The organism is Pseudomonas sp. ICMP 3272 (genome assembly GCF_001466905.1).
Classification (GTDB): domain Bacteria; phylum Pseudomonadota; class Gammaproteobacteria; order Pseudomonadales; family Pseudomonadaceae; genus Aquipseudomonas; species Aquipseudomonas amygdali.
The window spans coordinates 1-14,650 of sequence record NZ_LKEK01000083.1; the positions used below are offsets into that span (position 1 = coordinate 1).

The window sequence follows — 14,650 nt, forward strand, 5'->3', positions numbered from 1 at the left end:
TCGAAACGGGTTGTAAACCGGGCAGCGCCGGACCATGGCTTGCCCCGTTTCTGACCTCCCGGCCTGTGGCTTCGATCAACTGGTACAACGTGTCGTAACAGTAACGGCTGATCGGTTCGACAAGCTGGTTGTCGCAATATTGATCGGGCTGAGAAGTATCGTTGATGAGCAAAACATTGCCCACCGGGTCATAGCTGTAATTCAGCCTTTGCAACACAGAGCCATCAGCAGATACCGCGCTGAGTTGAGTCAGCCGACCGTCCTGTTGATCATAGGAATAATGACTGACGACGCCATTACCGGCCGTCTCCTGCTCTACCTGACTGAACGCGTCGTAGCGAATTGCACTGACCAGCGTTTGCGGCTGTTCGGTATTGGCCAGGGTCAGTTCAACAGCGTGCAGTTGCCCTGCCAAATCGTGACTGAAACGATGGAAATTATCGTTGGCATCAGTCTGCACCAACACTTCGCCCTGCGCGTTGAAAGCCCAGCGTGTCTGCAAACCGACGGGCTCCAGCAGTGCATCACGATCAGGCTCGGCAAGTGGCCAGTCCGGGCTGTCAGGCGACTGCAGAAAATACCGTTTCTCACTCAAAACTCCACCCGACAGACCATAGTCCGCAAGCAAGCACGAGCCTGCCGTATCGTCATGGCGAATCAGCTGATTACATTGATTATGCTCAGCGACGTCCGCAGCTCCATAGCCCAGGCACTCGACAACATGTCCTTGCTCTGTAACTGATAAAGGACGCAGCGAGTGGTCGTATTCGATGCATCGTAGCGTGCCTCGCCCGTCCCGGCTTTCAAGCAACTGCCCCGCATCGCCAATCAGGTTCATTCGCCAACCCGAATCGACGCTTTCGTTCAGCAAAACCGCTCCAGACAGACTAAACCTGACCACCAGATTTGCCGGGATACCGGCTTCGATTTCCGAACGACTGAACAAACGGGGATCACGACCCACAACCGGTCGCCCTGACCAGTCAAAGCGCTGGTGCGTCACCCGCGCGTCAAGAAGCTGCCCGGCCACACTTCTACAGAACTGCACGTTACGCACAGCCAGCGCACGTGGGTCAATGATCGCCAGTATTGGCGTATTGCTATGCACAATCGAGTTCATCGCTTTCATCCATGAATGTTTGATAACCCAGCTATTCGCTATAGCACAACAACGATCAGCACCGTTTGTGCACCCATGGAAATAGCGAAATTGATTATCGAAAGCCGGCTTGTTACCAAAAGGCATAAGCAAACGAATCGCAGATAACGCATTGCTTTTTATGGATATTTAACCCTTCTCGCGCAATAGCTGTCATTTGTATCAGGTAGACGACGACCGCCTTTTGAACAACGCTTGAGCCATGATTAATGAGGCGCCGAACATGACAAAACCTCCCCTTTCCTTGCTGAACAATCTAGCCAAAACCGATGCGGTCGCCCACGAGTGGACGGACGGCAAGTTGTCTTTCACTGACGCTCTCGCGACGCTGAACATTCAATCGGTCTTCGATATCGTGCGGCGCTCCAAGTCAGCCTTTGTCCGTGATATCTCGCGAATCAGCGACGCCAATGCGGCGCTTGCTTATGAAAATGCCCGCTGTTATGCGACGCAGATCGTACGGCTTTATCGCAACCAACTGGTGTCGTCTGGCCGTACGCAGAAACTGACACGGCGCTCGGGCGTACGCTCGTTGGTAGAGATCGGTCCTAGTTTCCCCAATCTGTTCAAGGAGAACTGGGATCTGTTTTGCAAAGTGGGAGCAATAGAGGCCAAGGACTCGCCCGTTGCATACCTGACATCCTTGTATCGTTTTGCGCTGGAAGAACTGGAAGGCAGCTCTGTCGATTCCAGCCGAATCAAGCTTGATGAACGACGCCCAGACCTAAAAGACCTGATTGTCGATCAGCAAAGCACGTTCACGCCGGTTCCTACGCTGCAGATAGTCAACCAGGTGTTGGGCAAAGCTATAGAGGCTTACGTGGACACCGTGGCGGAGGACAAGGACAAGTCTCTTTACCAACTGGTCGCTGAAAAACAGCATCCGTTCATGTTCCCTTACAACTTTCACTTTCAACAGATAACGCTGGGGCTGGCAGGCAAAAAGCCGACGCTGGGCGAGCTGAGTTATCACATCAGCCTTGAGGTTCCGACGACTTCAACGCCGACTGATGACTTTGGAAAAGTGCAGCAATCCAGCGCCGTCGCACAGGCCCTGATGAGCGGTTTAGGCCCTGAACAACAGGCAATCGCGCTTGAACCTGCAGTGGCAGCCGAGCCGGAGGCGATCAACCGTTTCTTCAACACAAAATACAACATTGTTTACGTGGACGGCGCCAGCAATCAGCTCAATACCCTCGATATCTTCATGGCAAAAACGGATCTCGACAGTGACGCAGTAGAAGCCCTTCTTGCCACAGGCAGTCACACCCCTTACCGCTCAGCCAATATCCAGTCGGCCGGGCAAACCGCCGACGCAACGCCGTCACCCGATGAAAGCCCGGCTGCAATCGGGACTCGATTCGGTGCTGAATACGTCAATGGCCCAGCCGTCGAGCCAGCAATGGAACTGCTCAAGGAAGCCGATGGTGTCGTACGCCTGACCAACACCAGCGTGGACCGCTTCGACCGCCTGCAACGCATGATTCGTTTGCAACGCTGGATGAACATTCCTTTTACAACGCTGGATACGTTGATCATCGCGGTCATTCGTTCGGAAGGTGATGCGAACTCTCCGGGAGTCCTGACTGCAAACACACTGCGCGCGCTGGGCGTCTACCGTTACTTGAGCAAACATTACAACCTCACGCCCGAAGAGTTTGCCAGTTTTGTTCATTGCATGGCTGGCGAGGCAAGCGATGGTCGCTTACCTCTGTTCGACCGGGTATTCAACAACCCGATCCTGTTCGACACCCCGTTGTTTTTAAACGGATCACCCCTTTATCTGGATAACGAAAGTAGCGAGCATATCAAGGCTCGCGCGCAGTTAAGCGCCGCCCTGCATTTATCCAGTACGCAGGAAGGCTTGTGGCTGCTGGTCGTTGATACTCGCGATCTGCTTGAAGGCACAAGTACCGATTTCAAACTCAAATTGAGTATGGTTTCTTCGCTGTATCGCCAGACCCGTATTGCTTCGATGTTCGGCCTGACAGTCCAGGATAGCCGGGCACTGATCGACCTGCTGGGCGGTGAACCTTACCGGGCAAACATTGTGAAAGGCAGACTGGGAAGCGCTCCGGCCGAGACAGACAGCGATGCCGAACCCGACGTGCTCGATATCCTGATGCAACTGGACTGGGCCGTTACCTGGCTCAAGGCTTATGGTCAGAACGTTGCCACACTGCGCCGTCAATTGGGCGTGGATATGACCGAACCAGCGACATCGCAGGAGCTGGCCGGTCAGCTTGAACAGTTGACCGATGACGCTCTTGCAGTTGCACTGACTGACCAACAACTTGCGTCACTGAACCTTCCAACCTATGACGACGAGGGCTCGGTGATCGAATGGTGGGCTGTAATAGCGCCGCTGATCGACTCACACGGGCTGGTAGTAGCCCAACCGTTGGATGAAGAGCCTGCTGTCAGTATCCGTCAGGCAATCCTTACACAACTCACCTCTATTAGACTTGGCGATTCGCTGAAGAGCGAACTTGCCGCAAAACTTGAAGTGTTCGTCTTCAACGGCTACCTGACCCAGCATCGCCTGATGGAAGGTCTGATGCAAACCGTCGCGGGTTTGCCACTTGATCGTTGCGAACCGGTACTGCGCTGGTCAGGCAGTAGCGTGGACGTGTTTCTCGGCTCGCTCATGGAGGGCACCGAAGTAAAGCTGACGGAACTGATGCGCCATGCAGAAGTTAATCAGCAGTTAGGACTGAGTGCCCAGGCACTGCGCACGTTTCTGATCAACCCGCACTGGTTGCATACAGGTTTTGACAGCCCGCTTCCTCTCTCTTTGAGCAGCCTGTACCTGCTGGACCGCTATCGCAACTGGCGTGACCAGAGTGGTCACCCGGAAGACGCTTTGCTCGATTATTTCAAACAAGCGAATGGCGGTTCAAAGGACAAGGCGCACTGTGCTGCGCTGCTGGCAGCACTCACACACTGGACGTCGTCCGAAGTGCTGGCGGCGACTGTATTACTCACTGCTTCAGATGAAATCGCGTCTTCCATGCACGAGGTGGACTGGCTGAACCGAATGCACAGCGCCAGTGAACTCACAGGGCTCTCGGCTGGACAATTACTGTTGGCCACGGACCTGACAGTGACCAGTCCTGCCACGCAGTGGAAGTCCACAGGCGAAGCCGTTATATCCGGCAACCGTTGATCTGCACTTAACCTGTTCAATGCCATGGAGGCCTGATCATGTCCAATACCGTGGAAAGCCGGATCAACGAATCCTTTCGTGATGCGCTGGTGGCTTATTACCTGAGTGAAGTTGTACCCAACTCTCCACTGCTCAGTCGCCTGGGCCTGGACCAGCGTTTGAAAACGGCCAATGACCTGTATGAGTTTTTCCTGCTCGACAATCAGGTCGGCAATGAGGTCCAGACCAGCCATGTCGCATCAGCAATCAGCAGCCTGCAACAACTCATCAATGGCACCTTGCTGGGCATGGAGCCGGGCTACGACACCCTGCTGCCTACCGAGGCACGGTTTGTCGAATGGCGCGACCGCAGCAGTCAATACCCGATCTGGGCCGCCAATATGCAATTGGCGCTGTACCCGGAAATCTATATTTCTCCGGCACTACGGCTGAAAAAGTCCAGCTACTTCGCGCAACTTGAAAACGACATCAATCAAAACAGGATCAATATTGACACCACCCAGGAAGCAGTGAAGTCCTACCTTGCCAGTTTTGAAGAGGTCGCCAACCTGACCATTATCAATGGTTACATCGACAGTGACCGATTTGCAGAAGGCAAATATTACTTTATCGGCAAGTCGCGAGCCGAGAATATTTACTACTGGCGCACCGTAGACATGAATGAGCGCGCCTACAAAGAAGGGACTGAAGGGCCGAAATACGATAATCCCACGCCAGGCGCCTGGTCGGACTGGAACCGGGCCGAGATCGGTATCAATGCCAATACACTGGAAAGAACCATCCGCCCGGTATATTTCAACAATCGACTGTTTGTGGCTTGGGTGGACTTGATTCATGTTACCGAGGAGGTGGAAGTTACGCTGCCTGTCGGCACGATAGCACCCGATACAAATGGCGGCTTCCCTGTCAATCCACCGCTGTCCATAGCACCTGTCACTGTGATCACACCGAACGTGCGGCTGGTACTCAATATTTCCTACAAGAAATATGACGATTCCTGGAGCGCGCCGCAAATCTATATGGACGTGACCACACCCAATGCATTCACCCGTGCAGATAAGCCAGTCAATCTGGAAAGAGACCTGAACACTATTGCTATTTACGATGTCTCTGCATCACCGGAGTCGTTATTTATCGCCATGTATGCGGGAGAGACGCTGGTTGAGGGTGATGCTGACGGATCGAGTTCAACCTACACGTTCCTTCACACCGCATTTATCGACAAAAATTTCAATAAGCGGCAAGCGTTCCCCGTGGACAATCATGTTGAAGCGATGGCCTATGATGATGACCCAGAACTTCAGCAACCAAGAGTGCGAAAAACGTGCTGGGCATTTGCACTTAAAAATAAGGAGAATTTTCAGTTTACCTGGAGAGTGGTAATAACGGTACTGAAGGTTAAAACACAATCCGCCCATGCCGACGACCCCGCTTGGAACTACAACAACCTGCAAAAAAAAATAGGTGAAATGCAATTAATTGCCGCCCCGGTCGTTGACGAAAAAAGCTCGACTATCACAATAACGACACATATCACATCCGATATAGACGCCACTCACGCCCCCAGCTTACACATGCGAATTACTTACTGGCTCCTGGACAAATATGTACTCCTCGACCTATATGCAAAACCCTACGACGAACATCATTGGGCGCTCTTGGACGACTCAATATTTTCCACAAGCCTGATTATAGCCACTGAAGCCCTTGGCATATTCAGCCTATCAGATGTCAATGGGGCCGCTGCCCCAGAACTTAAAAATTTTCTATCAAACCATGACTTTAATAACTTTCTCTTTTACGCCCCTGCATCGAACTCCGCCCCCATCAGCCTTAGCGGAGGTTATATAAATGCAGCCATTGCAGAAGAGCTAAACAAAACAGCGTCACCTAGAAGTGGCTCTGCCGTTTTTTCAGGAACAGCCATTGTGGCAGGGCCGCTTGTTACACTCGAAGGTACTCGAGAGCAAAAAGTCATTCACCGGCAAGCCGTCAGATACCCTTCCAGCATGAGCAGCCCCTATTCCAACAACCAACTCGATCTTGAAATCGGTTCCCCTGCCGAGCGTGTAAGTGCGCCCGCGCTTTATACTGTCACTCTTCCATTCGACAAAACCACGTTGCTGCCCTACCTGAAAGACACAGCTTTCGTTCCAGAAAAAAAGAATTTCTACATTACGCACGGTGTGGCCGTATTGGACGCCACATCAGGCGACACTATCGGTAATGCACTTAAATCCACAGAAATCGAACTTGCCTTCGCAGCCAGTGACGGGACAGATCCCATAGCGCCAAAAATCAGCAAGCGCGTCGATCAGCTTTTAGGCATCGCGGAATACATTGATTTCTCGAGCTCAAGCATCCTGTTCAGCGACGACTCGACCGATAAACGTGACCCTATCCGCATGAACACCCTGTTCGCCCGCGAGCTGATCAACAAGGCCAACATCGCACTTGAAGCGTTATTGTCCTGGGACACCCAACAGTTGCAGGAGCCGCCTATCGATGAGGACAACATCCCTGACCTGATGGACTTCAAAGGTGCCAACGGTCTGTACTTCTGGGAACTGTTTCTGCACCTGCCGTTCATGATTTCTCATCGACTCAATCTGGAACAGCGCTTCTCCGATGCAGAACGCTGGCTCGGTTTCATCTTCGATCCGGGTCGCAAGAAGATCGGCAATGCACCTGCTTACTGGAACGTGCGGCCATTGGTGGAAGAGCCAGACCCGGATTACTTTCTGCGCTCGCCCATTGACCCGGATGGCATCGCCGCCAGCGATCCGGTGCGCTACCAGAAAGCGGTGTATTTCCATTACATCAAGAACCTGATTGACCGGGGCGACATGGCCTACCGGCAACTGACCCCCGACAGCCTCGGCGAGGCCAAGCTCTGGTACGTGCGTATTCTCGATCTGCTGGGGCCGCGCCCGGATATGAAACTGACCAGCCAGTGGACGCCCATTGCACTGGGCGATCTTGCAGCATCTACAAGCCCGGGGCTACGAGCTTTCGAGCAGCAGTTCGTCAAGCAGGAACAACAGGTACGTACCAGCGCCACCGCCAAAGACGGCAAGGCAACGGTCAAATTCAGCCCGCCTCCCCTTCGCCTGAGCACCTTCGGCAGCGACCCGACACTGGCCGAAGAGGACAACGAACATTTTATCCTTCCGATCAATTCAGAACTGGTCAAATACTGGGACATGCTTGAGACGCGTCTGTACAACCTGCGCCACAACCTGACCCTGGACGGCAAGCCTTTGTCGTTACCGCTGTTTGCAGCGCCACTGGACCCACGGGCCTTGCTCGCAGCCTATGCCAGTGGCGCAACCGAAGGCGGTGCGGGCAGCCTGCTGGCGCAGGAAACGCCGCACTATCGCTACCCGGTCATGTTTGCCAAAGCCAGCGCCGCCGTCGAGACCTTGACCCAGTTCGGCTTCACGCTGCTGTCGGTCATCGAGCGTAAGGAACAAGGGCAGCTTATGGAGCTGCAACAGCAGCAAGTCTGGGAGTTCGCCCAGTACGCTATCGATCTGCAGCTCGAAGCACAGAAAATCGAAGTTCAGACACGCAAGGCACTGGAAGCCAGCAAGGCGGTGGTTGATGCAAGAACCCGTTTTTACGCGCAACTGGCGGAAGAGAACGTCAGCCCCGGCGAAGTCGCAGCGGCCAGCGCGCAGCTTGCGGCAAGGGTTGCCGAAGGTGTCGGATCAACCGCTAATGCTGCAGCATCGGCCCTTAAGGTAGTGCCCAACCACGCAGGTTTTCATGCCGGGGCTACAGGCGGCATGGCTGTCGGCGCTGCGGCGGGTGGAGCTGTCGGCGGTTTTCGTCTGGAAGGTGTGCCGGAGATGGTCGCCATTGCCGCGCAAGCAAGGGCCACACTTTCTGCATCCATCGGCTACGCGCTTGAGCGTACGGAGGGCTTCCGTCGTCGTCTTCAGGAATGGGAACACGCACGGGATCAGGCACTGCTTGAGTCCGAACAGATCACTCTGCAACTCGCCGTTCACGACGCCCAGACCCGCGCCACAGCGTTACAGTTGCGTCAGGCTGAGGATGCTAAAAAGCAGGCCGAGACCGTCTATGCATTTCTCAACAAGCGCTTCACCAACAGCCAGCTGTATCAATGGCTCAATGGGCAGTTCTCGACCTTCTACTACCAGGCCTATGACGCCACGTTCTCACTGTGCCTGGCGACGCAAGCCTGCTGGCAGTATGAAATTGCCGACTACTCGGCCTCCTTCATCCAGCCCGCGGCCTGGAAGGATGCCTGGCGGGGCCTGACTGCTGGCGAGGCCCTGAAACTGAATCTGCTACGCATGGATGCCGCTTACGTGACCCGCAACGAACGCAAAATGGAGATCGTCAAGACGGTTTCGGTACACCAGCTGCCGATAACCGAGGGGGATGATGCCGGGATGAATCACGGCTGGGATGCAGTGGTCAAACGCCTGGCGGAAAAAGGGATTGCCGAGTTCGAAATCACTCGAGCCATGCTTGACGAGGATTACCCGGACCACTACCTGCGCCGCATCAAACGTATCAGCGTTTCGTTGCCGGTCACGGTCGGGCCGTATCAAGATATCCGCGCCACGCTGACCCAGTCGTACAGCGCAGTACAGATGGACGCTCAGGCTGACGGGGTGCTCAAGGAAAACATGCGCGCCAGCCAGCAGATCGCCTTGTCCACCGGCGTGGACGATGACGGACTGTTCGTTTTCAACTTTGACGATGAGCGCTATCTGCCATTTGAGGGCACCGGTGCGATCTCTCGCTGGGCCCTGAGCTTTTCCAACCCCGCATCGCAGCGCGACATGATCGACTCGATCACTGACATCATCGTGCACATGCGCTACACGGCGAAAAGTCGTTAACCGACAGGGAGCAAGGGCCATGGAAGCTCAATCGCAATCGCAGAATCAATCGCCGCCGTCCCTGCAACCGACTGTTGCCACTCCGTCATTACCCAAAGGCGGTGGCGCGATTCAAAGCATCGGCAAGGGCTGGGGATCCGTGGGTACCAGTGGCGCGGCGTCACTGGAAATCACTCTGCCTATCAGCCTTGGACGCGGCTACGCGCCAGCCCTGTCGCTGAGTTATCAAAGCACCTCTGGTAACGGCGTGTTCGGGCTTGGCTGGAACCTGAACATCGGTAAAGTCGCGCGTCGTGCCAGCAAGGGCGTACCGGGCTACAACGACGATGATCTTATTTTCGGCCCCGCAGGCGATGTCTGCCTGCCGGAACGCGACGACAGCGGCGCGCTTGTCTCGACTCAGGTCAGCAGCTACAACGGTCATGATTTGACGGCGACTTATCAGGTGGTGCGTTACTTCAACAGAGTCGAAGGGGCCTTTGCGCGCATTGAGCATTGGCGCGTGGACAACACAGATCCCGGCTTCTGGCTGATTCACGACGCCGACGGCAGCCTGAACCTCTATGGCAGGAAGACCTCGTCGCGTATTGCCGACCCGGCAGACATGAACCGGGTTGCCGAATGGTTGCTGGATGAAAGCATGAATGCCGTCGGCGAGCACATCCTCTATGAATACAAGCCCGAAGACCATCAGGGCCTGCCAGAGAATCACCCGAGAAACTTCCGCGCCCAGCGCTACCTGAGCAGGGTTCGCTACGGCAATGCCAAGGCACATCCTGTGCTTTACCTGTGGGAAGAAGGTTCGCTGGATAGTTTGCTGTGGCACTTCGACCTGATATTCGACTATGACCAGCGCGACACCCGCAGTGACCCGCCCCCCGAATATGACGAGCAATTTACCTGGCCCGTGCGCAGTGATCCGCATTCAAGTTTCGCCTATGGTTTTGAGCTGGGTAATCTGCGCCTGTGTCGGCAGGTTCTGATGTTCCATCACTTCCCGAACGAGCTCGGAGAAGCACCGCTGCTGAACCGACGGCTGCTGCTGGAGCACCTTCAGACAGCGCTCGGCTACAGCCTGCTGAGCGCGGCGCATTCAGAAGCCTGGGATGGCACTGACTGGCGGCGAGTCGATCAACAACCCCCTGTGCAGTTTCAATACACCGACTTCACTCTTGAGTGGGGCATCTATACGCCGCTGGAGCCCATGGCCGGCCTGAATGACGGCCAGCAATACCAGTTGGTTGACCTCTACGGCGACGGCTTGCCCGGCATTCTGTATCGAGACGACAAGGCATGGCTATATCGCGAACCGATCCGTGATACCGCTGGCTCAGCGGACGCCGTTGCCTACGGAGCCTGTGAATTGCTACCCCGCATACCGACGGCTGATTCAGCCACACCGGTTCGTCAGACCCTCACAGATCTGACTGGCGACGGGCGGCTGGACTGGGTAGTCGCCCAGCCGGGAATGGCCGGATTCTTCACGCTCAACCCTGACCGAAGCTGGTCGAACTACGCAACGTTCTCGGCTTTTCCTGCAGAGTTTTTCCACCCGCAAGGCCAGATGGCGGATCTGGTCGGCGACGGGCTGTCCGATCTGGCCCTGATCGGCCCACGCAGCGTTCGCCTGTATGCCAACCGTCGAGCCGATGGGTTCGCCGCAGCAATGGACATTCCTCACGACGAGGATCGCCTGCCATTGCTCAGCGACAGTCCCACTGAACTGGTAGCGTTCAGCGACCTGCTGGGCACAGGGCAACAACACCTGATCCGGATCCGGCACAACGAAATCCGCGTCTGGCCGAACCTGGGGCGTGGCCAATTCGGCAAAGGGCAGCTCTTCGCCAGCCTGCCTTACACCTACGAAAGCTTCGATTCCAGCAGGGTACGGCTGGCCGACCTGGATGGCTCAGGTGCCAGTGACGTGCTGTACCTGCAAACCGATTGCTTTCAGGTCTTCATGAACCAGGGCGGGAACGGCCTGGCTGCGGCCTTCGATCAGCTGTGGCCGGAGGGTGTGCGTTATGACCGGCTCTGCCAGTTCAGTGCGGTCGACCTGCTGGGCCTGGGTTTCTCTAGCCTGATACTCACCGTACCGCACATGACGCCCCGGCACTGGAGCCTTTATTACGCGGCCGACCGGGCAGGCACGGTCCGCAAACCTTATTTGCTGAAGGCCTCGGACAACAACCTCGGTGCTGCCGGAGAAGTCAGCTATCGCAGTTCGGCGCAGGAATGGCTGGACGAAAAAAACGAGCTGCGGGCCGCTGGCAGCGTTGCTGTCTCGGAATTGCCGTTCCCGGTTCATGTGGTTGTCAGGCAAACCATGCAGGACAATGTCACTGGCAATACGCTCACCCAGCTGTTCCGCTATCGGCAGGGTTTCTATGACCCTCGGGAACGTGAATTTCGCGGCTTCGGCCTGCTCCTGCAGACCGACACCGAAACGGCGTCGCAGAATCAGGAGGATTTTACCGCTCCGGTATTGAACAAGACCTGGTTCCACACAGGACGCTACCCTGCCAGACCCTGCACCGACTATGACCGCAGCGACCTCGCTGCTCGCTTGCCCGGCGAGCATGTGTTGTCCCGACTCGACCCAACAACCGGAACCGATTTGCCCGTCACAGACGCAGATGACGCGACCTTGCAGGAAATGGCACGAGCGCTGAGCGGCTCTGTACTGCGCAACGAAGTCCTCGGGCTCGATGCCAGTCAAAAAACCACAGTGCTGTACTCGACCCGATCAAACCGCTATCTGGTTCGCCAACTGCAAGCACTGAGCACGCATCGACCCTACGCGTCGATGCTGCCGCTCAGTCTGGAAGTCATCACCTATCGTTACGAGGCCGACGAACTGGACGATCCGATGTGCGAACACAGCCTGAATCTGGCGTGGGACCGCTACGGTTCGACGCTCCACTCAGCCAGCTTCAACTGTGCGCGGCGCAAGAAACCGGGGGACGCACCACCCTTTGCGGACCCTCACCAGCAACAATGGTGGGAAGCATCACACGACGAGGCCCAGCAACAGTTTTACGTGAATGAAATGCGCGCCGAAGCCATTCACCTGGACAGCCCGCAGAGCTGGCGTCTGGGGCTGCCTTACCGCACACGCGGCGATGCCATGCTCATTCCGGCAAGCGCCTTGACGCCTGCGCAGATCAGCTACGAGCAATTCGTCGATCCGTCCGGTCCATTCGCAGCGTTGCCACGTACGCTCACCAGCCTGTCAGTGCAACGCTATATCGGTTGCAGCGATGGCGAGGCGACCTTTGAGGCGCTGGCTGACGCCGTTGAAACGGCTGAACTGGATGATCACGCACTGAGCGCCTACGAGCGAGTCATGGACAGCGCCACTCTGGCCAAAAAACTCGTCGAGATCGGCTATCAGCAAATGCCGAGTTTTCTGCCGACGGACAGCTTGAACCTGTGGTCGGTAAAACGCGGCTTTGCCATTTACGCCGGTCCAGAGCACTTCTTTCACCCCACTACGTTCAGGCCTACACGCAGTCATGGCTGGAGTCTCGTCGAATACGACGCCTACGATCTGTTCGCAACTCGCATCACCGACCCGGCAGGCTGCGTCACCACTGCTGAATATGATTATCGTGTGCTGCAACCAAGACGAATCATCGACCCCAATCAAAACAGTCGGGAAGCCGATTACGACGCCTTCGGCAGGGTATGGACAACCAGCTTTTACGGCACGGAACTGGGTGAGGCGGTCGGCTTTCCTCCACTCAATCGCACCGTACATTACTGGGCTTCGGCCAGCGAGATAGCGCTGCAACCCGAATACGCTCTGGACAGACAAGCCAGCGCGCTCTATTACGATGGCAATACGGCGCTGGGGCTGGTTCACATCCCGCTGGCAACCGCTGCCTTGGTTGCAGACCGCTACCCGGAAGATAAGGACGCACAAATCCGCATCAGCATGGCGTCGATAGACGGCTTCGGTCGCACCCTGCAAACCCGCCAAAAAGTGGAAGACGGCGACGCCTATTCTGTCGATAACTGGGGCAATCTCGAACTGGTCGACGGTCAACCGAAAATTGTCCATGCATCGCCGCGCTGGCGTGTCAGTGAACGGGTGGAATACAACAATAAAGGCCTGGCAGTGCGGGTTTACCGGCCATATTTCGCCAACAGTCATCGGTATGTGAACGACGCATCGATACGCTCACAAAACATCGTCGACAAACAGTTCTACGACCCGCTGGGGCGTCCGACCATCACCATTACCGCCAAAGGCTGGATGCGCCGGCAGACCTATCGTGTCTGGTACACCATCAGTGAGGACGAAAACGATACGGCCGAGGAAGTGCTGGCAGCAAGAAAGGCGGCCGGGCATGGTCAGTAGCGCGGTAAATGCACGTACGCCGGAATTGATCGTTTCCGAGGTTCGTGGGCTGGTCGTGCGCCAAGTCCTTTTACATCGAGCCGAAGCCACGCAAGCGGCAGCAATCAGAGTTACCAGGCAGCGTTTCGACCCGGCAGGCAGGATGATTGCCGCCACTGATCCACGCCTCGCCAACGCCAACCGGAGCACTGTCTACAGCCTTGGCGGCAACGCGTTGGCCACCGAGAGTGTCGATGCCGGCTGGCGACTGATGTTATTCGGCGAGGCGGGCCAGGTTTTGGGCGGCTGGGACGGTCGTGGCACCGAGCGGCAGCTCGAGTACGACCAGCTGCTACGCCCGACGAGGATCATCGAACAGCATCGGTGCGTGGAGCGGTTCACCTACGGCCAGGCAGATGCAGCGGCACACAACCAATGCAATCAATTGATTCGCCATGACGATACGGCGGGCTCGCGCTTGCTGCAGGATTACAGCCTGAATGGCTCGGTACTCAGCGATACACGACATTTCCTGCTCGTCGCCGAAGGACCGGACTGGCTACCGGCCGAGCGTGATCGCGATGCGCTGCTGGAGCCGGTCGGACTACAGACCCGTTGGGCGTTCAACGCACAGGGCGAAGCGCTTGTGCAGACCGACGCCAAGGGTAATACCCAACTCTCCGCTTATAACGTAGCCGGACAGTCGAACAGCACAGATCTGACGCTGAACGGCAGCACGCACTCGCAGACACTGGTCAGTGCCATTCACTACAACGCCTTCAATCAGGTTGAACAGGAAACAGCAGGCAATGGCGTCGCCAGCCTTTATTCCTATGATCAGCAGGACGGCAGGCTGACCGGGCTGAGCGCGACCTCTGCTGACGGCACGTTGCTGCAGCAACTCGATTACAGCTATGACCCGGTGGGCAATATCCTGCTCGTCACCGATGCGTCCCAACCAGACCGGTATTGCGACAACCAGCTTATCGAACCGATCAGCCGTTACCGTTACGACACGTTGTACCAGTTGATCGAAGCCACAGGCCGGGAGGTCAGAAACGGGGCAAGCCATGGTCCGGCGCTGCCCGGTTTACAACCCGTTTCGA

At 56.2% G+C, this 14,650-nt stretch carries 3 protein-coding genes and 2 pseudogenes; 4 read left to right on the forward strand and 1 reads right to left on the reverse strand.

Features of this window, described 5'->3' with window-relative positions:
• Window positions 1-1,120: pseudogene (locus AO068_RS22105) on the reverse strand (RHS repeat protein); the annotation flags it as partial.
• A gap of 262 nt (window positions 1,121-1,382) precedes the next feature.
• Here AO068_RS22105 and AO068_RS22110 point away from each other — a divergent pair.
• The 4 genes and pseudogenes from AO068_RS22110 to AO068_RS22125 all read left to right on the forward strand — a co-directional run.
• The gene (locus tag AO068_RS22110) at window positions 1,383-4,325 is read left to right on the forward strand and encodes a Tc toxin subunit A (protein WP_058409452.1); all 2,943 of its coding nucleotides are present in this window, start codon (window positions 1,383-1,385) and stop codon (window positions 4,323-4,325) included.
• A 38-nt stretch (window positions 4,326-4,363) separates the two neighbouring features.
• The gene (locus AO068_RS22115) at window positions 4,364-9,202 is read left to right on the forward strand and encodes a neuraminidase-like domain-containing protein (RefSeq protein ID WP_058409453.1); all 4,839 of its coding nucleotides are present in this window, start codon (window positions 4,364-4,366) and stop codon (window positions 9,200-9,202) included.
• 19 nt (window positions 9,203-9,221) lie between these two features.
• The gene (locus AO068_RS22120) at window positions 9,222-13,565 is read left to right on the forward strand and encodes a SpvB/TcaC N-terminal domain-containing protein (protein WP_058409454.1); all 4,344 of its coding nucleotides are present in this window, start codon (window positions 9,222-9,224) and stop codon (window positions 13,563-13,565) included.
• Window positions 13,555-14,650, forward strand: a pseudogene (locus AO068_RS22125) (RHS repeat protein); the annotation flags it as partial. The gene AO068_RS22120 and the pseudogene AO068_RS22125, both read left to right, overlap by 11 nt.